This is a genomic window from Prolixibacter bellariivorans ATCC BAA-1284, assembly GCF_000621705.1.
GTDB lineage: Bacteria > Bacteroidota > Bacteroidia > Bacteroidales > Prolixibacteraceae > Prolixibacter > Prolixibacter bellariivorans.
Window position 1 is genome coordinate 337,855 of the sequence record NZ_JHXO01000009.1, and the last position, 22,940, is coordinate 360,794.

The window sequence follows — 22,940 nt, forward strand, 5'->3', positions numbered from 1 at the left end:
ATTCCCCGATTTACCTCTTTTTCCTGATAAAAAATCAACGAGATATTTATGAAAATAGCCACTTTAACATTCCAATTCTCTATAAACTTCGGAGCTCAATTGCAATGCCTTGCCCTACAAGAAGTGTTGAAAGAAATGGGCCATGATGTAGAAGTACTTCAGTATAATCCTGACTTCACCAAGAAGAAAGCGCCTTTTTACCGAAACATTGGAATTAAGCAAAACGGTTTGTCCTTTGCACTAAAACACGCATTCGTGAAGCTGGTTTATGCTTCGAAAATGGTTAACCGATTCAATAAATTTCAAAAAAAGCATTTGAATCTGACAGAGCCATGTGACTTAAATACAATTGGAGAAATTTCCCAAAGGTATAATGCAATTGTTGTGGGAAGTGACCAGGTTTGGGGCCCCGCTCACCATAAAAATGCAACATATTTCATCGGTTGGAAACCTGAATTTAAAGGCAAACGGATTAGTTATGCACCGTGTTGTGCAATCAACAAAACAGATGAGAAATATAAAGCGAATATTGCCAACTCGTTAAATCAATTTGACTTCCTATCTGTTCGCAATCTGGAAACGCAAGCTTTCGTTGAAGAACTAACAGGATTGAACACACCAGTTGTTTTGGATCCAACTTTTTTAGTTGATTTCCCTCAGTTTTTACATTCGTTTAAAGCTCCGTATAAGAAATATATACTAGCGTACATTATTGGAAACGAAATAAAGGGAGGACATGAAAACATGATAAGGGAAATTAAGAAAGTACGGGGTAACATCCCTGTTATTGCGATAATCTTAAGCGAAAACCATATCAAATTCTTCCCATGGGCAGATAAGACCTATTGGTCCTTAACTCCGGATGAATGGGTTTCGCTAATTGCCAGTGCAGACTTTTTCTATACCGACTCCTTTCATGGAGTAGTCTTTGGAGTTAAATCCAATGTCAATCTTTTGGCTTACTATGTTGATGAAAAGCGAAAATCAAGATTTGTAGACTTAAGTGTTCGGTTCAATTTAAAATCGAACATCGTGAATAGCGTTAGCGAGGCCCTCGCCAGAAATTGCATTAATAGGGGGGCTCCGGATTATGAACTTACACATAAAATCATCAGAGAAGAACGAATAATCTCAAAAGCCTTTCTCAAAAAAGCATTGGGAACTGAAAAATCTTAAGCTAAAAATAGTTTAAACAGCAAAAGATTCCACCAGACTAATTTTCCCATAAAAAGAGGTTACCATATGCTCTATTTTACAGATCAAAAAATATCCTACCCATTAGCATTTGCTATTTCCGGAGTCCTAATTAGCACAATAGCTCACAATATCATTTTTCAAATTTCAAGTTCAATAGCCAATTTCACCTCTTTATTTGGAGTATTAATCTTCTTTTGTGCGTTTGCTTATTATCGAATTACGTTATTTCCCCCACTAGACAATAGCACAAGAGTTATTTTTTATCTTCTGATTATATACATCCTTTCTGTTCTTCTAAGGTGGGGAGACGCACCAATTACCAAGGTAACCATTATCCGTATAGTGACGGATAAGTATGGAGTAATGGGCTTCTTAACACCTTTGATTGTTTTCTTGGGAAGTAAACGTATAAATATTCAAACCATCTTCCGTCTTTCTTATATCTCTTCATTAATTGGAATTTTATTTATTCTATTCAATTTCAAAGAGATATTTCTAACTTCACATATGTCTCTATTAACCGGAGCCTGGAGCGATATAAGGGACGATGTCAATATGGGACAGGTTCCTGGGTATTTCACACTACCGAGTGCCTTCTTGGTAATGTCATACAAGTTTGCTCCACCCAAATACATTAAAGTTGGTTTTATAGGACTCATATTAAGTTTGGCTACAGCCATCCTTTATGGAAGAAGAAGCTATATTGCCTTTCATTTGACCTATCTGATTTTTATTGGCTATATGTACTTCTTCACAAACAAAAAATCCAAAGGGAAGAAAGTGTTCATTATCCTGTCAGTACTCATTTTGGTTAGCATAATTGCTGCTTCATTTTCCGATTCATCTGCGTTTAATGTTTTAGCGGATCGTTTTAATCAGAATACAAGAAGCGGTGTGGAGGATTACTTCTTTACTGATTTCAAAGGAAAACCCCTTGACTGGATATTTGGTCGGGGAATAAATGGAACATACTATTGTCCAGTACTTGAAGGACAGTCATATCGAAACGTAATCGAAACAGGCTATTTACAATTTATTTTAAAAGGAGGATTAATCCTGCTGTTTTTATACGTTTACATCTTGTTAAAAGGAGCTTTCCTTGGTTTTTTCCGCTCAAAAAATACCATTTGCAAGGCAATGTCATTAGTCCTTTTTGCTAATGTGATATTTCTATTCTCAGGTAATACGCTCGAATTTTCATTTAGGCAAATACTGATATGGTGTTGCGTGATGTTATGTTACAATGCAAGTTTTAGAAATTTATCTGAACAGATGCTAATAATAAATTTCAAATACAAAGAGATTATGCAACAGCTTCCCGCTCTTGCCATTCAAAAATTCAAACTTGAAAAATAAAAGTTAACATTGAATAACGTGCCGATGAAAAAAATTTTATGGTTATGTAATGTAGCATTCAGTAATAAGAAACTGAGAGGGACTGGTACTTGGCTCGAGGCAACCAGCGAAGCATTGGTAGATTCAGGATTCGAATTATCCAATATTACTTTTGGCAATGTCAAAAAAGTTACCCGATCGGACGCCGGAGCAATAAAGCAATGGCTAGTACCAAAGGAAAAGCTCAGTAAGAAAGGATTACCCTCAAAAGAAACAATCCGAGCTATTAAGGACATCGAAAGCCACCTAATGCCGGATTTGATACAGATATGGGGAACAGAAAGTTACTGGGGCATGCTCGCCGTAAATAAAATAATAAAATCGCCTGTTATCCTGGAAATGCAAGGTATGCTTCATTTATACGAAAAAGTATACTACGGCGGTCTTTCAACTAAAGATGTACTTAGTTGTATTGGACTAAAGGAGATTTTATTTCCCAAGCTATTGCTACAAAAGAAAAAAAAGAGCTTTCGTGAACGGGGAAAGCTGGAACAGATTATTATTAAAGGAACTGATCATATTTCGGTTCAATCGGAATGGGTGAATTCTGTCGTGCAGCACTCAAATCCATCTGCCAAGATTTATTCAACCAAAATGCTTTTAAGGAAACAGTTTTATAATGCTGCAACATGGCAACACTCGTCATCGTCAGAACCGACAATCTTTACGTCAAGTTCTGGCTCTGTCCCCTACAAAGGACTTTATGTAGTATTCAGAGCTTTGTCTGTTTTAAAAGAAAAATACCCCAATCTTAAAGTTCGGATTGCTGGAAATATTCCTACAACGAAAAGTACCTGGAGAAGGGATGGATATACTAATTGGCTGATAAGTGAGGCAAAAAAATGCAACGTTGAGGACGCAATCGAGTGGCTAGGCCCCTTAGACGTGAATGAAATTATAAAGGAGATCCAACAAGCTTCCGTTGTTGTTATTCCATCTTATATCGAAACTTATTGCCTGGCTTTGGCAGAGGCAATGTACCTTGGCGCACCGGTAGTGGTGTCATATAGCAGCGCTATGACAGAACTAGCTAAAGACGGAGAATCTGCATTATACTTTCCAATAGGCGATCATATATCATGTGCAGCACAGGTTGAAAAGGTATTAAGCGATAAAAGTCTTGCAACGAAATTGGGGAAAAATGCGCGGGAAACAGGCATAATAAGAAACGCCCCCGAAAACTTTATTGACAACCAGATATCCATATACAATGAATTTTTAAAATCGTATTAGCGCCTTTATCATCACGCATAAATATTTGCGATAAAACATACGTGATAAACATTTAAAGTGAAATCAAGATGATTGGTATTAACAAACTTCGCCACATAAGAATGAGCACTGAATGCACCCTTTGGAGCCTCATTTTCTATATTAAAGCAAAATACCTGTGGAATATCAAACTTGGAAAAGCCTGTCGTTGTTGTGGCAATGCGATATTAAAAAAGGCTCCAGATAGTTCAATCAAAATTGGCAACCATTGCCGTTTTACATCTATTGCAAATAGTTTTAACTTAATAGGCATTAACCGACCTTGTATAATTGCTACCCATGTATCTCAATCCAACTTAGAAATAGGAGATTATAGCGGCTTCAGCGGAACAGTAATAGGTGCATTTATGTCTATAAAAATCGGGAAAAACGTAAAATGCGGAGCAAATACATTGATAACAGATTCGGACTGGCATCTACAGGACCCAAGAAGCGGAAAATGTAGACCCGTTAAAATCGGAGATAATGTATGGCTTGGAGAAGGCGTTAAGGTACTAAAAGGTGTGACAATTGGTGAAAATAGCGTAATTGGAGCAGGAAGTATCGTAACCAAAGACATACCAGAAAACGTCATCGCAGCAGGGAATCCAGCAAAAGTAATCTCCAGAATAGAAAACTAAACTATGATAAAAAGTCTTACTGATTACAGGTATTACCTTGAGGCAGACCGAATAATTGCTGGTAGGAAAAAGGTTCCATTTTTCAGCCCCATTGTAAGTCTCTTTTCACGGAGTAAGATCGATCGCTTTCATTATTTGCTAAGAAGGACAGAATATATTCATAATTGCTCCAAAGGTCTGGTAGGGAGCCTTCGTTATAAATGGTTCAACTACCTATTTAGAAGGACTAGTCTAAAGTTAGGATTTAGCATACCAATCAATGTCTTTGGTCCAGGCTTGTTTATACCTCATTATGGAACCATAGTAGTTAATAACAATGTTAAGGTAGGAGCGAATTGCGTACTTCACACGTGTGTTTGTATCGCGGGATCTAAAAAAAAGATAATAGGTGACAATGCCTATATTTCAACAGGTGTAATCATAAGTGGAGGAATAAACCTGGGTAATAACATTACAATAAGTGCAAATTCAATGGTCAATAAGAACTGTGAAAGAGATGGGGTAATGTTGGGAGGTACACCGGCTAAAATTATTAAAAATCGGAAAGCTTGGTACATTGAGGATGGAACGAAATATGAAAGCCGTATAAAAGAAATTCAGATATTGAAAGAGAAACTCTACTCGGTAAATCGCTAACCGTGCGTAATGTATATACGCACTCCCAAAATCTTTATAACAGTCTTTCCAATCAATAATTAATAAATGAAACAAAACATTATATATGTAGGCTCCTTAGGATTTCCTTACGGATTGGCCACAATACAACGACAAATATTAATTACGAGAGGATTAATTCACAGCGGAGCGAATTGCAGGGTAATAACGAGATACGGAACAGAAGCAAATAAAAGAGTTTTAAGAAAAGGAAACTACGAAAACATAATACCTTATGAATGTGCCGCACCGAAAGCATACAGATCTGAGCGATTTATAACAAGAAACGTAAACAAATTCATCGGCACCCTCAATGAACCCCGATTGCTTGCCCACTACAAAAAGAAAGGTCAGATAAATGTGATGTTGGGTGTACGCTCTCCATTTTTTACAACCCTCTACTACCGTATTCTGTCCTTAATATTAGGGTATAAGTACATTATAGATGTCAATGAACTATTGGGTATGGAGAACAAAGTATTGAATCATCGCCTATTCAATACTTTTAGCAGCTATTTGTGCGACGGAATGATATTAATAAGCGATTATTTAATTAATTTCTATAAAAATAAAAAGCCGTCGCTGAAATTTGCGAAGGTACCAATCATATGTGATGTTAATTACATTGATAGCATCAAACCAATTACAAACGAACAAAACTTCATCTTATACTGTAGTTCAGCAAGCTATTTGGAGTCCATATTTTTTGTTATCGATTCATTTTGTATCACAAAAGACAAAGTAAGTCTTAAACTTATCATCTCGGGTAAACAGGAAAGCATACAAAAGGTGAGAATTTATGTAGAAAAAAGTTCCAAAGCTAATCTAATAACAATTGAAAGTAATATTCCGTATAGTCTACTTATAAGTTACTATAAAAATGCAAACGCTTTACTAATACCACTACCCGAGACAGTTCAACATAAAGCACGTTTTCCTCATAAAATTGGGGAATATGCAGCATGCAAAAGCCCAATAATATCTAATAAATGGGGAGAAATAAGCAATTATTTGGATGAAAAAAGTGCTTTTCTCGCAAAACATTATAATACGGAGGAATTCGCAGAACAGATAAGTAAATGCTTAAATACAGATACAAACTCACTGGTACAAAATGCCCAAAAAGTTGCAGCAAACGAATTCGATTTCAAGATTGTATCGAAAAAAATAATCACACTAATCAACCGAATAAGTAAAAATTAAGCCAACTAAATTGGGGAATCCCTGGCAAATTGAGCATCAACTATTTTTCACTACACCACAATCACAACTACCTTAAACAGATGAAGATATTATTCTTTATAGAATCCTTAAGATCGGGTGGACGAGAACGTCGACTATGCGAATTAATAAAAGGATTGCATCAAGCCGGAAATTATAAAATGGAACTTATCCTAACTGAAAAAGACATTCATTATAAAGATATATTTGAAACAGAGATTAAGTTACACTTTGTACCCAGGTTGTTTTTAAAAAAAGATCCAACTGTTTTCTATCGAATTTTTGCTATCGCCAGGAGGTTTAAGCCTGACATTATACATACATGGAGCACGATGACTACATTCTATGCTCTACCAACGAAAGCACTACTAAATACCCCTTTGATTGACAGTGAAATTTCGAACACCAAACCGATGTATCTGCCATTATTTAGAAAAATAAACTTCAAGTTTGCAGATAAAATAACATCGAATACAATAGCGGGGTTAAAAGCGTATGAAGCTCCCACTCGCAAAAGTTCAGCCATACATAATGGATTTGATTTTAGAAGAATAGCAGAACTGGCTTCGCCTTCAACAGTAAGACAGAGATTTAACATCACCACTCCTCATGTAATAGCGATGGTTGGTACTTTCTATCCACAAAAAGACTATCTAACCTATATTAACGCTGCCAATGAATTAGTAAAGAAAAGAGAGGACGTAACTTTTCTATGTATCGGTGCTGGAGATTATTCGGCACTTGAAGCAATAAGCACGAATAAGAAAAAGATTCGATTTCTGGGCAAGCAAAACGATATTGAATCAATTATGAACATTTGTGATATCGGGGTTTTGACAACGAACTCGAATATACATGGAGAAGGTATTTCCAATGCTCTACTGGAGTTTTGTTCTCTTGGCGTTCCGGTAATCGCAACGGACTTTGGAGGGAGTCCGGAACTGATTAAAAATTCTATCAATGGGTATTTAATTCCACCTTTTAATTTCAAACAACTTGCTGCAAAAATTCAGATCATCCTATCAGAAAAAAAGGAACAGAAACGAATGGGACTAGCAGCAAAGCAAATCGTCGAAAATCAATTTGGAATGGAGTCTATGGTGCAAAAATTCATAGAATTATACAACACGACATTAAAAGAGTGAAACATGAAACAAAAAATTAAAAAGCTGCTTTTACTTCCGTTGAAGCAAATAAATGAAATTAAATGGGCTAGAAAAATGGGGGTTAGGGTAGGTGACAATTGTCGTTTACTAAATGTTTCATTTAGCTCTGAACCTTATTTGGTAAAAATAGGGAACCACGTTTCCGCAACACGGGTGCATTTTGAAACTCATGATGGAGGAATGTGGATTTTCAGAGATAAACATCCTGAATGGGATAAGATCAACCGAATCGAGGTTGGGGATAATGTATATATTGGATATGAGGCCCTTATCATGCCTGGAGTCAGAATAGGCAATAATGTAATTGTCGGGGCGAAATCCGTTGTCACAAGAGATATTCCAGATAATTCAGTTGCTGTAGGTATTCCAGCAAGAGTAATAAAAAGCACAACTGACTATTATAACAAAATAAAATCAGAAGTAATTTTGACCAAAGGACTAACAGCGGCTCAAAAAAAAATCTACCTGCTGAAGCACTTTAACCTATAACTACGAATCGAAAAATGAAAATCCTGATACTCTGCTCCAACTACGAGCCAGGTGGAGCTCAACGTGCAGCCATTCGATTAAACAGACAATTAGCAAAACAGGACGGCTTTAGTAGTGAGCTTATATTTTTTCACCCCAAGAGCCCATTATTTGCGGAAGATACTCCCAAACTAATATACGAGCAACGAATAAATTCACCAAAAGCTTTTCTAGATTTCCTCCGAAAATTAGATAGAAAGATGAAACAGGCAAAGCCAGATGTGGTACTAACCTTGCTGCCTTTCGCCAACATTATTGGACAGCTAGTAGCACTCCGACATCGCGTTCCAAAACGAGTGGCATCGCATCGCAATATCTCAGACAAAGAGCTAGCAGGCTTACAGAAAATTGTGGATCGTTCCTGGGCTCGATGGGGAATCTATACTCATATTACCGCCGTATCAGAATCTACAAAAAATTCGTTTAGCTATTACGGGGAAAAAGCCTTTAGAAAAATAACGGTTGTTAATAACGGACTCAACTTTATTCCTTCGACAAAAAGCAAGAAAACTTGCAGGGAAAAATTTGGGCTCCCTCAAAACGAATTTATTGTTGGAAACATTGGTCGGATGGTAAAACAAAAAAATCAACAATTACTCATTCACATTCTACCGTCATTAAAAGATATCGTACTTGTAATTATTGGCAAAGGTGAATTGGAGTCAAGTCTTAAAAATCTGGCCGACGAACTAGGAGTCAGCAAGCGACTTAAAATTATCCCAGAATTGAACGCCAATGATATACCGGATTTCTATAAAGCAATAGACATCTTTGCCATGCCTTCCTTATTCGAAGGACTAAGCAATGCACTGATTGAAGCCCTTGCTGCCGGGCTCCCAATTGTTTCCAGCGATGTCGATTCTCAAAAAGATGTTCTTACCCGTGTCGATGGACTGAAAGCCGGAGTTTTGGCACCTACCTCTGATTTAGCTAAGTGGGTAAAATCAATACAACGAATCAAAGCCAATCCAATATTACGAAGTCAACTTGAGAACTGTGCACTCGCGCGCGCTAAAGATTTCTCAATAGAACAAATGACAACAGGTTTTATCAAAAGCTTCCAATAAAAATTCCAACTGATTCTATATAAATCTACATTTTAATGAAAATATTTGTAACCGGTACTCGTGGAATTCCTGGTATTCAGGGAGGAGTAGAAACACATTGCGAAGAACTATATCCTCGTCTTGTAAATATGGGGCACGACGTAACAATCTCATGTCGAAAGAGCTATCAAAACAACCATAACACGACTAGTTATAAAGGAGTGAAATTAGTCTACATTCCCAGTATTCAACAAAAGAGCCTCGAAGCATTTTTTCATACTTTCTTATCTGTTATATATGCACGCTCGGAAAGTCCTGATCTGATACACATTCACGCAGTTGGGCCGTCTATTATGGCTCCTATAGCCAGGCTTCTAGGACTAAAGGTAATTGTTACCAATCACGGCGCGGATTATGACCGGCAAAAATGGGGCCGATTTGCCAAATTTATTTTACGGACAGGTGAAAAACTCGGAACCCTCTACGCCAATCAGGTTATTGCTATTTCCGAACCAATTCGTCAGACTTTAAGGGTGAAATATAAACGTAATAATATTAACTTAATATTTAACGGTGTTAACAAACCCGAAAAAGCCCGAAAAACTAACTTTTTGGATTCTTCAGGAATTGTTCCCGGTAAATATCTGTTAGCTGCAGGTCGTTTTGTTCCGGAAAAAGGATTTGTTGACTTGATTAAGGCATGGGAAAAGTTACCTGGCACTAAACCTCAACTTGTGATCGCAGGAGATTCAGATCATGAGACAAAATATAGTAGAGAAATCAAAACACTTTCTAAAAAAAATGGCGTAATATTAACCGGATTTGTTAAAGGTGAAAAACTAAATCAACTTTTTACATTCGCCAGAATGTTTATAATGCCGTCTTACCATGAAGGATTGCCTATCGCATTATTGGAAGCACTAAGCTATGACCTGGATGTTATTGTATCAGATATTCCAGCAAATAAAGAAATAAAACTCAAAGCCTCAAACTTCTTTCCAGTTGGCAATGTTGTTGCACTTACTCAAGCGATGGAAAATAAGCTTAATGTTCCTCAAAAGCAGAATTATTCATTCCTCGAAAAAGAATACAATTGGGACCTAATTGCATCTCAAACAGAATACGTTTATAAATATTACTATCAGAACACCTCGATGATAGCACAGAGATAAAGACAAAAGCTGAAATCAAATAACACAATAAATATTGCGCTTTGAAAATGAATTGATTAACGACCTATTAATGGTCACATCTCTCTTATATACTAATCTGAATTATAAAAAATTAAAAATAGATGAAAAAAGTAGCATTAATCACCGGTATTACCGGGCAGGACGGCGCCTATTTAGCCGAGTACTTATTGAAAAAGGGATACATTGTACACGGCATTAAGCGCCGCTCCTCCCTCTTTAATACCGACCGCATCGACCATTTATACCAAGACCCGCATGTGGAAAACCGAAACTTCATTCTCCATTACGGCGACCTCACCGACTCGATGAACCTGACCCGCATTATTCAGGAAGTGCAACCGGACGAGATTTACAACCTGGCAGCAATGAGCCATGTAAAAGTTTCGTTCGATACCCCCGAATATGTAGGGAATGCCGACGGTTTGGGAACCCTGCGTATTCTCGAAGCAGTACGCTTGCTGGGCTTAACCGAGAAGACCCGAATTTACCAGGCATCTACTTCCGAACTATACGGTTTAGTTCAGGAAGTTCCCCAAACGGAAAAAACCCCTTTCTATCCCCGTTCGCCCTATGCGGTAGCCAAAATGTATGCTTACTGGATTACAGTGAACTATCGCGAAGCCTATAACATGCACGCCAGTAACGGTATCTTGTTCAATCACGAGTCACCAATCAGAGGGGAAACGTTCGTAACCCGTAAGGTTACCCGTGCCTTGAGCCGAATTGCGCTGGGGATGCAAGAGCAGGTATTTATGGGCAATCTTTCCAGTAAGCGCGACTGGGGCCATGCCAAAGACTATGTGCGAGCCATGCACCTGATACTGCAGCAAAACCAACCTGATGACTATGTTATTGCCACCGGTATTACCACTACCATTCGCGAATTCATCAGGAAAGCGGCAGCTGAGATTGGCATGGAACTAACATTCCGTGGCGAAGGTGTTGAAGAGAAAGGCTATCTGACCGGAGTTGATGATAGTACATTTATTGATAAAGTTGGACTGGAGTATCTTGATGGAATCAAAACTCGTGGCTTCTCATCTGCACCGGTAGTAGCGGTTGACTCAGCCTATTTCCGTCCAACCGAGGTCGATCTTCTCATTGGCGATCCAGCCAAGTCTAACTCCGTTTTAGATTGGAAACCTGAATATGATTTAGCTGGTCTAATTGCCGAAATGATGGAATCAGATATCAAAATCATGCAGAAAGATGCCTGGCTAAAAGAAGGTGGTTATAGAGTGATGAATTATTTCGAATAAATAGTAAATCTGAATATCAAAAGCATAAGATCGAAAGCAATGGGTACCGTTCATCGATTTGAAGAATAAGGAGGATGAAGTGAATTCAAAGCAGTTTATCTGATTATAAATCGGCATTTTCAAAAGACTTCGGTTTTCGTGAGCTGCTTTCCATAGCTGCAACTTCGGTAATGGAAAATATAGCAGAAAAATTTCAACAATTCTTGAAAATTACAAAAGGCTCAGCCGGTGACTCCGTAGTGTGCCTTCGATTTCTGTTGACTTGAATTACATGAATGAGAGCACAAACAATTATCAACAAGTATACTTCTCTGTCATTCTGAATATTCAAATTCATTCAATATCTCAGCGACTAGATCAACCATGAGTTTCGACCTTAACCTTTTATATCATGGAAAAGAACAGCAAAATATACATCGCCGGTCACCGCGGACTTGTTGGCTCGGCTATTCTAAAAAATCTCAAAGAGAAAGGCTACAGCAATTTCGTGTTACGAACACACAGCGAGCTAGATCTGACCAATCAGCAAGAAGTTGCTGATTTCTTTGCGAAAGAGAAACCTGAATATGTTTTTCTGGCTGCAGCCAAAGTGGGCGGTATTGTAGCTAATAATACGTATCGCGGACAGTTCATCTACGAGAATCTAATGATCCAGAACAATGTCATCCACGCAGCCTACCTGAATAACATCAAGAAACTAATATTTTTGGGTAGTACCTGTATCTATCCGCGGGAAGCGCTGCAGCCCATGCCCGAGGACTCACTCCTCACCTCGCCTTTGGAGTACACCAATGAGCCTTATGCAATTGCGAAAATCGCGGGAATCAAAATGTGTGAAAGCTACAACCTTCAGTACGGCACCAACTACATATCAGTGATGCCGACAAACCTGTATGGTCCGAATGATAATTTTGATTTGGAGAAATCGCATGTATTACCAGCACTAATTAGGAAGGCGAATCTAGGCAAATGCCTTGAAGAAGGTAATTGGGATGCCTTGCGAGCCGATTTGAACAAAAATCCAATAGACGGAATTGACGGAGAGGCGAAAGAAGAGTTAATACTGGAAAAACTGGAAAAATATGGAATAAGAAGTCTAAAGTCTGATGAGAACATGAAGCCTTCAACAACCTCCGACATTCAACCTGTTTCCATTGAAATATGGGGCTCCGGCAAACCCATGCGCGAATTTTTATGGTCGGAGGACATGGCCGATGCCTGTGTATTCTTGATGGAAAATGTTGAATTCAACGATATCGTTGAAAGTCAAAGGTCAGATGAGGACATGAGATATCCAGATCTTAGTCGTTCGAAAGAGATTAGAAACACCCATATCAACATTGGCAACGGCAAAGAGATATCCATCAAAGAGCTGGCTGAACTCATCAAAGAAAAAGTCGATTTCAAAGGCAACTTAGTCTTCAACACTGAAAAACCCGATGGTACCCTTCGCAAACTAACCGACCCGTCCAAGCTACGCCAATGGGGTTGGCACTACAAAGTGGAAATCGAAGACGGTATCGAACAGATGTACCAGTGGTACCAAAGAAAAGAAGTATAAGAAAAAGATACTATGGGAACACGCAATTTGTAACTCTCTATTACGAAACAACTCCCACGGCTTCACTATTTATCAAATGGAATATGTTTTCGAAAGAATAACATATTCCATTATACAATAACTATCCCAAATCATACAAGAATAAACTTTCTGCACCATCCGCAACATGTATCTGGGACTAAAGGAAAAACCTGATTTTCAAAACTTACCCTTCTGCGATGAAATAAAAGGACTGAAGAGTATTTATGATATTGCATTTCACTCAATGAATAGACAATTATCCATTATTAATTCAGAACACCATGAACACCAACAACTATCTCGTCATCATGGCCGGAGGAATCGGAAGCCGATTCTGGCCCATGAGCACGGCTGAAAAGCCCAAGCAGTTTCTGGATGTACTGGGAACAGGAAAAACCTTGTTGCAGCAAACCGTTCATCGTTTCCGGAACATCGTTCCTACTGAAAATATCTACATCGTTACTTCAACCAACTACCAGCAACTGGTATTAGAACAAATTCCGGAATTGACTCCCGGACAGATATTACTGGAACCTTGTATGCGTAATACAGCTCCATGTATTGCCTATGCTGCTTGGAAAATAAATAATTTAAATCCGGAGGCTAATATCGTCGTTGCACCTTCCGATCATCTCATCACAGATGAGTCGCAGTTCGGTCGGGTTATTCAAACAGGATTAAGTTTTACGAAAACGACCGATACACTTCTTACTTTAGGCATGAAACCTCACCGGCCAGACACTGGATATGGCTATATTCAAGCCGATGAAACGGAACATCGTTCCATCCTTTCCCCCAGGACTCCTTTTCCCATTCACCCAGTGAAAGCATTCAAGGAGAAACCCAACCGCGAAACTGCAGAGCAGTACCTCGATGAAGGAAGCTATTACTGGAATTCAGGCATTTTCATCTGGAGTGCACATAGCATCATAAAAGCCATTCGGGTCTACGTTCCTGAGATTGCCAAAATATTTGACAGAGATGAAGAGGCTTTTTATCCTGAAAACGAACAAGCTTTCATCAACGAAAACTTCCCAACCTGCCCTAAAGTTTCAATCGATTATGGCATCATGGAAAGAGCAGTCAACATTTTTGTCCTACCGGCCGACTTTGGTTGGAGTGATTTAGGAACCTGGGGTAGCCTTTGGGAAAAACGGAAACATAGCCATGACGGGAATACCGTAGTGGGTAGTGGCGTTCATCTTTTTGAATGCTCCGATACCATTGTAAACGTTCCCAATGAACGGCCTATGGTCTTGCAAGGACTCGAAGATTACATTGTCGCAGAAGCCAATGGAATACTACTAGTCTGTCGAAAAAAAGAAGAACAGCGCATCAAAGATTTTCGCAAACAAGTCACACTTCAGAACCACTAGTCAGATACAGCACAATACTCTAAGTCATTCTGCTCTCCCCAGGCAAACATGTGACTGCCCTTAATAGCAACAAATGTACTGGCGACAATTTGTTATCAGTAAAAAGTAATTTTTCCAAGATTAGCCCATCATTGATAACATCGGTCCCTCCAGATTATAACAAGATTCCCTTATGACAACCAATCCTTAAGCAAAAGAAACAATTAACCAAGAAAAATTTAAAAAAACTCACCATGATCAAAGAGCGTGAACACTTACTAGAAAAAATAAGCATTATTGCTCAGACATTTTTTTGCTTAATATCATATGGTGCTAGCCTATGGATATATAAATTCATCATTGGGCAACCATTTCAATTTACAGACGAAGAAAAACTTGTAGGACTTATCATAATTCCCTTGTGGTATGTTCTGCTCGACCTGATGAAACTTGGTAGAATATTACGGGCCAGAAGCTATTTCTCCTTATTACGAGATTATATATGGGTCGAAATCACTGGCATAATTGCTCTATATGCGTCAATCAAGTTACTATCGATTAAATCGGTTAGTGAAGAAGAAATTTTTCTTTTTGCTATCATTAACTTATTTGTACTTTACTGTAGCACGATTATTTATTACACCGCATTTCGGATCGTCAGACGGAAAGGCTATAACACTCGTGAATTACTAATCTTCGCCGACGAACAATCTGAATCAATCATTCAACATATAGAGGATACCCAGGATTGGGGATACAAGATATGTGGAATTGTGACCGACAGTCCCAAATTGATCGCTGTTTTTGGCAAACAACTTCCTATTGTACCCACAAACATTGACATTGACAATTATCTCGTTAAAAACACTGTCGACGAAGTGCTATATTGCAAAGGTGAAGCCAATCAAGATGAAATAAAGAGAATTGCTCTTGCATGTAGAGAAATAGGAGTAGTATTTTACTTACAATCAGTTCTTCATGCATTTAAAGAACTCAATCTACATTTCACGCTAAAAAATCAACTACCACTCTTTGCCCACAAAAATATACCGACCAATTACATTGCGTTAAAGGTGAAATATGGTTTTGATTTCATTTTCTCACTAGTTGTCACCATCATTCTATCGCCTGTGTTCCTGCTAATTGCCATAGCGATAAAACTAGATGACAATGGTCCGGTATTCTTTGTCCAGGAACGGGTTGGGCTGAATGGTCGACGCTTTAAGTGCCTAAAATTCAGAACAATGGTAACAGACGCCGAAGCGCTAAAACTTCAGCTATTGAGCCAGAATGAACAGGAGGGACCCGTTTTTAAAATTAAAAATGACCCCCGCATTACCCGCATGGGTAATTTTCTACGGAAAACCTCTCTTGATGAGTTACCGCAATTTTTCAATGTATTGACGGGCGAAATGTCAGTTGTTGGACCACGCCCCCCGATTCCATCAGAAGTGGAACAGTACAAACGTTGGCAAAACAGGCGACTAAGCATGAAACCTGGGATCACATGCATTTGGCAGGTTTCAGGTCGTAATAACATACCCTTCGAACAGTGGATGAAAATGGACCTACAATATATTGATAACTGGTCGATAAAGCTGGATATCAGCCTAATTCTGAAAACAGTAAAAACAATGCTAACAGGTTCTGGACAATAAACACACAATGACAAGATTTACATAATTAATTAACTAAAATATCTACAATCAAAAACACTTTTGTAGACTTCATGCAAGGCATAAATAGCCATCCTCAGAAATAATATCCGGCAAACATACATCCAAGTAGCATTATCTCCAGTTTAACAATCGTATAATTCAAATTAAAACTTCTGATATGAAAAAAGCTATACTCTTAATGATTCTGTTATACTCCAGTGCCAGTTATGGACAGGACTCTGATATTACCGATTCGACCTTTAATCATTGGTCGTTAGATGCAGGTATTGGATTATCATCTCCATACAATAAGATTTCAGGCGGTTACGAATCGCCAACATTGGGTTCCTTTAGTGGAAGGATTGGAGCCCGGTACATGCTAAACGAATATTTTGGCCTGCAAAGCGACTTTGGTTACAATTCATTTCGGAATAAGAACGCTACTCCGAATTTCTCGGCAAACGAGTACAGTATCAATATTCAAGGAGTTATAAACCTTGGACGCTTACTGCGTTTTGAGGAGTGGACCAAGACTTTCAATCTACTTGCCCATGCAGGAGTTGGTGCCGGAATTGTTGATTACGATTCCCGAAATTTCAATGACAAAGTTGGAAACACTATCATGGGATTTACCGGTCAAATCAAAATGTCGCCCAGATTCGCATTGAATATTGACGGTTCTGCCTTCTCTAATGCAAAACAAAGTTTAACTATTGACGGAGCTACTTCGTCTCGCAATAAATTAGCTTTTATCTTCAGCGAAACAATTGGAATATCTTATTATTTCGGTAAGAAGAAAACCCATGCAGATTGGCATATACGTAAGAGTCACAATGATGTTCTGAATGCACGCATTGCGCAGCTTAACACTGAAATAAAGCAAAAGGACGATATTAACCAACAGATAAAAAACAAGATCAAAATTCTTAACAAAAAAATTGATGCTATTCATAATCAAGTCAAATTACAGACAGCCCGGAAAGACATCAAAGACATTGAAGGGAAGCTAATAAGCAACGGATACGTCAATGTTTATTTTGATTTTGCCAGCACGAAAATTGACAAAACAGCCTATGATGCTATTGAGCTGCTGAAGACATATATGATGAAACATCCTGACGTAAAAATCAACCTGATGGGTTATACAGATGTAATAGGTCCGGAAAAATTTAACAAAAAGCTATCAAGGCTTCGAAGTCAAACTGTTGCCAAGGTTCTTATTGACGCAGGAATTGACGAGTCCAGAATCCATGCAGAAGGCAAAGGAGAGGATACCAATATCCCCAAAAACGCTCCGGATGCACTTCAATTGGCCAGAAGAGTAAGTGTCAATTTTCAATAGTCTATTTTATCAATCAGGCAAGAATTACATAGCTACAGGCACTATTCCAGTTGAAAAAGCTGTGAATATTAAATTTCTCCTGGAACAAAACCGGTAGCAGTGTTGCACTTGACTTCACTCAGATTTGGTTGAATGAACAGGCTATGACGAAAACCACAGATATCTGACAACAACTATATGTTCTCATTCACCACCATCTAAAAAAGGCTACACAATCAAATTAAACAGCTTTCATCAATAGTGGATCAGCTACAGCTGATTTCCCTTTTTCGTCAACGCTTTTCATCACATAACTGTGCATCTGATTATCGTTTACTACGTCTTCGTAGACAAAAGGTTCCATAGTGGTTTGCGGGCGGTAAGGCATCTGCCCCACTTTTTCGCCATCGCGCCATATTTCATACCGATCGAGGGGCGATGCACCGGCATACGCAGTTTGCCAGGTCAGAACCGCTTTCCGGCTATTACCTTCATTTCGTTGTTGAAGAGCCACTTCCCGTGGAGCTGTCAAAGGCTTATGATCCATCTGGAAATAGTTGGTCTCACCATTCTTTACCACATTTGCCATCTTTTCAATCTTCTCCCGGTCAGATGCCGACAAGCTGTTCTGTTCAACCTGCGCTGAAGCCAAATTTTGGGTCAACTGACAATCATGGTGCGCTTCACTGATGTGACCAATTCCGATAATGGCGGTGTGAATACCAGGTGTGGTGAGCGAATACTGAACCAGCGGCGTGCTGGGCAGTGATGAACTCCCCACGGTCCGAACCACATGTTCCGGTTTGTTCGACCAGGTAGCCGGCTTAGTGTACATGGCACCATCAGCAAAAACCTTCATGGCAATCACGCCCATATTTTTGGCGGCTGCCACCGGAATCACATTGTTCTGCATATTGAAGTTCAGCTTGTCGTTCGCATTAATGGCCACCAACATTCCATCGAGCAGTTCGTATTTATCGCGCTGAATCATCGCCATCATCAAAGCAGCATCGTAGTGGCCGGAGAAACCGATGTGGCGGATTAGCTTTTCTTCTTTCGGATTCAGTCCCGTCAGGTTGGTGCCGTCCCGCACATCGCGCAAAGCTGCCAACGCGCCAATCCGTTCGGCATTCGGGTCCGGGTTATCCAGACCTTCGTATACGGCATCCAGCTCCTGCCAGGTGGACAAGCTATGAATCAGCACCATGTCGAGATAAGCTCCTTCCGGATAGTTTCCTTTTCCATCGCCAAACATCTGCGAAAGTGAACGACGAACGTCATCGAGGGTTTTCGAACCATCGGGGCCGTTGGTGCCACTCCGGACCCCTTCCACATTATCGCTACCTTTCGCATAACGGAGGTGTGTTTTCGAAGTCAGGAATATATTCCGGCGGGCTCTTTCGCGGTATCCGGGCAAACCGGGAACCATGTCCAGTTTACGGAATGCTTTTCCGTAATTCATCTGGCTGGGACCATATACATTCGATGTATCGTAATAATTCACGCCCAGTTTGTGTGCTTTCAGAATAATAGCGACCGGATCGACATCCGACGGCGTCCACTGAATGGAGGCCTGACCGCCCAATCCAAGTGTAGTGACTTCGAAACCGGTTCGGCCAAATACCCGTTTCATCGGATTGTCAACAACCAAACTGCCACGGCTGATGTAAGGAATCATGGAAATACCAAAAGCGGCTGTTGCTGAAGTGCGGATAAAACGGCGGCGGGAAATGTTTTTGGTTGAATTTGCTGCCATCATGAACAAGTTTAAGGTGTTTTTAACAACGTTAGTTAAGCTACTTTCCGGGAATAAAAGCCATCAGTGTCTCGGCAGACTTTGTCCGTCTCCTCTGTATCACACTTTCGTGAAAATCTTTTATTCTCCTCCGGAGAATTCACTCTGTATCAACAACAAAAACGAAAGAAATGTTTAGCTTGTCCTCTGGCAATCAAGACAAAGCAACAGACATCAATAAAAGGAAGGGGTTACAGAGATTCAGCAACCGGATGCTGCTCAAAGTAGTGGTACACCTCGTCGTAATTCTTTGTTTCCATCAGTGCAGCCCGTATGTGAGCCGCATTGGTAAATTGATTGAGGTAGATTTTGTAAAAGCGTTTCAGGATATTGAAATTCTTTTTACCGCTCCAGGTTTTTTCGAAAAGGCGGGTGTGGTATAGCAACATGTCAGCGCGCTCGGTGGGTGTTGGTAAGGTTCCACCGGGTTGAAAGAACCAGGGATCATGAAAAATACCGCGTCCAATCATTACGCCATCTGCGCCGGTTTGCGCTACGCGGTCCATTCCCTCTTTCCAGGAAAAAACGTCACCGTTGCCCAAAACCGGGATATCAATTTCCCGTTCGTTGCGTATCTGAACGGCTTTAGCTATTTCGTTCCAGTCGGCCTCGCCATCCGATTGCTGTTTTTGGGTGCGGCCATGCAAGGTTAGTGCTGCTGGATGGGTATCGAGCAATTGGTCAATCCAGCGCTCCGTTTCGTGCTGACGAATGCCGGTCCGGGTTTTTACACTCACCGGAAGATGTGTTCCCTCTTTGGTCGCCAAAACAATCTCTTTTGCCAAATCGGGTTGGTCGATCAGCGCACTACAGGCTCCCTGCTTCACAATCTTCTTCACCGGACATCCCATGTTGATATCCAGACCATCGAAATCGTAATGCTCGGTAATAAATTGCGCCATGTTGTGGTAGATCTCCGGCGTCTTTCCCCAAATCTGGGCCACCAGTTTGATGTTGAGCTTTCGCAATAATTCCCGCTCCGATTCATTTACAATCAAACGCTCACCTACCCGCTCACGTCCAATAGGATGATTCAATCCTTCGACAGAGGTGAATTCGGTAAAAATCACATGCAATTTTCCCGGATCGGTCATCTTCATCACCACTTCCCGAAAAACCGTATCGGTCACATCTTCCATCGGAGCCAAACAAAAAATAGGTTCCTCAAACCGGGTCCAGAAATTCTCTACCACTTGCTGCATGTCACATCTAAAAATTAAGAATAGATCTTAATAATGGAATGCAAAAATAATCCATCCGCCCGAAACTGCAAACCGGCGAAAAAAGGATAAGCACACCCCGGTAATATTTTACCATTATAATCTCTCTTCTGTCGTAAGTCTTTTCAATTTTGCGTCAAACCACAACCCAATTTAGTCGGGGCCGACAAAACCTGATCCGGTGATCTATTTTAAAGAAAACCGATCAATGAAAAAGCATAAAAAGGCAACGAAAATCCGAAGAGTAATTCTTGTATGCGTTAGGATTCTTTACCGTGTCATTCAGATTATCAATGAGCTTTTCTAACTGAGACACAACACAATTTTAAAACAGTGAAGCAATCTGCTCCGGTTCAATTGCTCCCCCGCCCTGTTGGTGGTCGAAGGCCCCGACAGTGCCCTTGTTTCCTTGTAAAAACTGACGTTGATGAAAAAAACCTGACCGGTTTCGGAAACCTGCCAGGTTAGTAATCGTCCTCACACTTCGGAATAACATAATTGAAATCATAGCTTTTCTCCAACTCTTTCTATTCCATTCATTCGGGACCAGCCATTTCATCAGAAAGTTTGCCTTTAAATCCTTTTACAGCCCAAACGATAAAGGCTCCAATCATCTCAAAAACGAAATTCCAAAATAGATTGTACATGGGCTTGACTTAGGTTTGATTATTTTGTTTCAAGCTTGCTGGTAACGGATTAGTATATGATACGTTTGGCATTACAACGCGGTTTCCTGTCGAAGCAACATAAAGTTTATCAAACATAAAGACCACAAAGACAACACTTTACTGCCAAATGTTTTAAACGCGCTGTTGGCGTTTCGTTGTTTCTTTTCTCTGTCTTTCTTTCGGGGTGAGCTGGGAAGGCTTTTTTGCAATTTTTGGTCTTATCGGGGGGGGGTAGAGCGAATTGCAAATATGTCTGACCTTCGAAAGGGCTTTTCAGTTCTTGTCTGCGTACGGATAAATTCTCTGTTTTTGATGTTAACAGTATTGTATTTTAGCTGTAAAATAGCAAGACTGCTTTCTACTTCTGTTTCATCGAAACTTTGGATTAATGCAGGTTGTCTTGTATAATGACTTAGCCATTTCTTCTTCCCCTGGCCCATGAAACAAAAATGCCTGAAAAGCATAAAACGCTGAAAATTATAAATAGTAATTTGACACTCCTCATAAAAAGAGGATGCCTCGATGGTACTATATCTCCATCACCAATAAAAAGGTGAATTATCAGAGTGGCAACACCGAGGCTCATCATTTGCCCGGTAAGTCGCATACTCCCCAACGTGGCAGAAGCAATACCTGTTTGTTGTTTACTAACCGAGCCCATTACAGAATTTGTATTCGGCGAAGAAAACAGTCCAAATCCGCTTCCCATAATAGCCAAACTAACACCTATAAAAATGTTTGAGGTTGATTCCGCAATTAAAGTGAGCATTACCAGTCCAATAACGGTTATGCTCATGCCAATTGTTGACAAAACACGTGGGTCAATTTTATCAGACCAGCGTCCTGAGAACGTTGAGAAGATTGTCATTAACACTGGTTGACTTATAAGTAAAATTCCTGTTTCAGCAGGAGACATCCCTTTAATGTACTGTAAATACAAGCTCAGAATAAATGATATAGCAGCGGTTGTAGCATAATTGATAAATGCGGACAGATTGGCAAAAGCGAAAATCCGGTTGATTTTAAAAAGCGAGAGATCCATAACCGGAAATTTATGATGAAGTTCAATATAGATGAAAATGAAAAGCAGGATTATACTGAGCGAGGTAAGTATAATTGCATGTTGTTCCGGGAGTTGCGAAAATCCTGTAATAAATGCAGAAATAGCAATCATATAAACAAAAGAACCTTTCACATCAAATCCGGCAAGTTTCGTTTTTATATTATCAGCGGGGAGAAAAATTACGGTGAGGAAAATTACCGTCAATTCAAAAGGAATCAATATAAAAAATATACTACGCCATCCTAAGCTTTGGGTCAGAAATCCCCCGATAACAGGGGCAATGGATAATCCCAGATAAACGGCAGCAGTACTAATTCCTAAAGCCTTACCTCGTTCGCCTTGCGGAAATATATTTGTAAGAATTGCCAGACTGGTAGCATATATCATAGCGCCACCCACTCCCTGTATCGCCCGCATTATTACGAGAAGACTACCGGAATCTGATATTCCACAGAATAAGGAAGTCGTCAGAATAATAATATTTCCCCAAATGAAAATTCGTTTACGACCGAGCAAGTCTGACAACTTTCCAAAAGGAACCAGAAAAATGGCTGATGTTAACAAGTATGACATGATTGTCCAGCTTAGCTTTACCGCATTCATGGAAAGTTCTGTGCCAATGGCAGGCAAAGCAATGTTAATAGCAGAAGACAAAAATGATGATATAAAGGAAGTAAAGCCTACAGCATAAAGCATCATGGTTTTACTTTTCTTTGTTATTTTCATA

At 39.7% G+C, this 22,940-nt stretch carries 17 protein-coding genes; 14 read left to right on the forward strand and 3 right to left on the reverse strand.

The window, feature by feature from the left end:
* The first annotated feature begins 48 nt into the window (after positions 1-48).
* The 14 genes from T426_RS0113205 (at position 49) to T426_RS0113275 (ending at position 17,488) form a co-directional block, all read left to right on the forward strand.
* Positions 49-1,176, forward strand: coding sequence for a polysaccharide pyruvyl transferase family protein (locus tag T426_RS0113205; RefSeq protein ID WP_027585820.1), 1,128 nt, complete (start codon positions 49-51; stop codon positions 1,174-1,176).
* Between the two features lie 66 nt (positions 1,177-1,242).
* Positions 1,243-2,553 carry a hypothetical protein gene (locus T426_RS0113210; RefSeq protein ID WP_027585821.1) on the forward strand — a complete coding sequence of 437 codons (1,311 nt, stop codon included), beginning with the start codon at positions 1,243-1,245 and terminating at the stop codon, positions 2,551-2,553.
* Positions 2,554-2,577: 24 nt separating this feature from the next.
* The gene (locus tag T426_RS0113215; protein ID WP_027585822.1) at positions 2,578-3,825 is read left to right on the forward strand and encodes a glycosyltransferase family 4 protein; all 1,248 of its coding nucleotides are present in this window, start codon (positions 2,578-2,580) and stop codon (positions 3,823-3,825) included.
* A 68-nt stretch (positions 3,826-3,893) separates the two neighbouring features.
* Positions 3,894-4,484, forward strand: a complete 591-nt coding sequence (locus T426_RS26200) for an acyltransferase (protein ID WP_025863832.1) — start codon at positions 3,894-3,896, stop codon at positions 4,482-4,484.
* Positions 4,485-5,186: 702 nt separating this feature from the next.
* Complete coding sequence (locus tag T426_RS0113230) at positions 5,187-6,341, forward strand: glycosyltransferase (protein ID WP_027585823.1); 1,155 nt, start codon at positions 5,187-5,189, stop codon at positions 6,339-6,341.
* Between the two features lie 80 nt (positions 6,342-6,421).
* On the forward strand, positions 6,422-7,504 hold the full coding sequence (locus T426_RS0113235; RefSeq protein WP_027585824.1) for a glycosyltransferase: 1,083 nt from the start codon (positions 6,422-6,424) through the stop codon (positions 7,502-7,504).
* 3 nt (positions 7,505-7,507) lie between these two features.
* The gene (locus T426_RS0113240; RefSeq protein WP_036985441.1) at positions 7,508-8,014 is read left to right on the forward strand and encodes an acyltransferase; all 507 of its coding nucleotides are present in this window, start codon (positions 7,508-7,510) and stop codon (positions 8,012-8,014) included.
* 14 nt (positions 8,015-8,028) lie between these two features.
* Positions 8,029-9,120, forward strand: coding sequence for a glycosyltransferase family 4 protein (locus T426_RS0113245; protein WP_025863826.1), 1,092 nt, complete (start codon positions 8,029-8,031; stop codon positions 9,118-9,120).
* A gap of 35 nt (positions 9,121-9,155) precedes the next feature.
* A complete protein-coding gene (locus tag T426_RS23700; RefSeq protein ID WP_025863825.1) occupies positions 9,156-10,271 on the forward strand; it encodes a glycosyltransferase family 4 protein in 1,116 nt (371 codons plus the stop codon).
* A gap of 122 nt (positions 10,272-10,393) precedes the next feature.
* Complete coding sequence (gene gmd, locus T426_RS0113255; RefSeq protein WP_027585825.1) at positions 10,394-11,551, forward strand: GDP-mannose 4,6-dehydratase; 1,158 nt, start codon at positions 10,394-10,396, stop codon at positions 11,549-11,551.
* 391 nt (positions 11,552-11,942) lie between these two features.
* Positions 11,943-13,112, forward strand: a complete 1,170-nt coding sequence (locus T426_RS0113260) for a GDP-L-fucose synthase family protein (protein WP_025863824.1) — start codon at positions 11,943-11,945, stop codon at positions 13,110-13,112.
* A 302-nt stretch (positions 13,113-13,414) separates the two neighbouring features.
* Positions 13,415-14,509: a mannose-1-phosphate guanylyltransferase gene (locus T426_RS0113265; RefSeq protein ID WP_027585826.1), complete on the forward strand. Its 1,095-nt coding sequence runs from the start codon at positions 13,415-13,417 to the stop codon at positions 14,507-14,509.
* Between the two features lie 233 nt (positions 14,510-14,742).
* Positions 14,743-16,146, forward strand: coding sequence for a sugar transferase (locus tag T426_RS0113270; RefSeq protein ID WP_025863823.1), 1,404 nt, complete (start codon positions 14,743-14,745; stop codon positions 16,144-16,146).
* 178 nt (positions 16,147-16,324) lie between these two features.
* A complete protein-coding gene (locus T426_RS0113275) occupies positions 16,325-17,488 on the forward strand; it encodes an OmpA family protein (protein ID WP_027585827.1) in 1,164 nt (387 codons plus the stop codon).
* A 220-nt stretch (positions 17,489-17,708) separates the two neighbouring features.
* Here T426_RS0113275 and T426_RS0113280 read toward each other — a convergent pair whose 3' ends face one another.
* From T426_RS0113280 to T426_RS23705, 3 genes are all read right to left on the reverse strand, one after another.
* Complete coding sequence (locus T426_RS0113280) at positions 17,709-19,223, reverse strand: aldo/keto reductase (protein ID WP_027585828.1); 1,515 nt, start codon at positions 19,221-19,223, stop codon at positions 17,709-17,711.
* Between the two features lie 230 nt (positions 19,224-19,453).
* A complete protein-coding gene (locus T426_RS0113285) occupies positions 19,454-20,464 on the reverse strand; it encodes a tRNA dihydrouridine synthase (protein WP_036984369.1) in 1,011 nt (336 codons plus the stop codon).
* 1,098 nt (positions 20,465-21,562) lie between these two features.
* Complete coding sequence (locus T426_RS23705; RefSeq protein WP_036985442.1) at positions 21,563-22,939, reverse strand: MFS transporter; 1,377 nt, start codon at positions 22,937-22,939, stop codon at positions 21,563-21,565.
* Position 22,940: the final 1 nt, after the last annotated feature.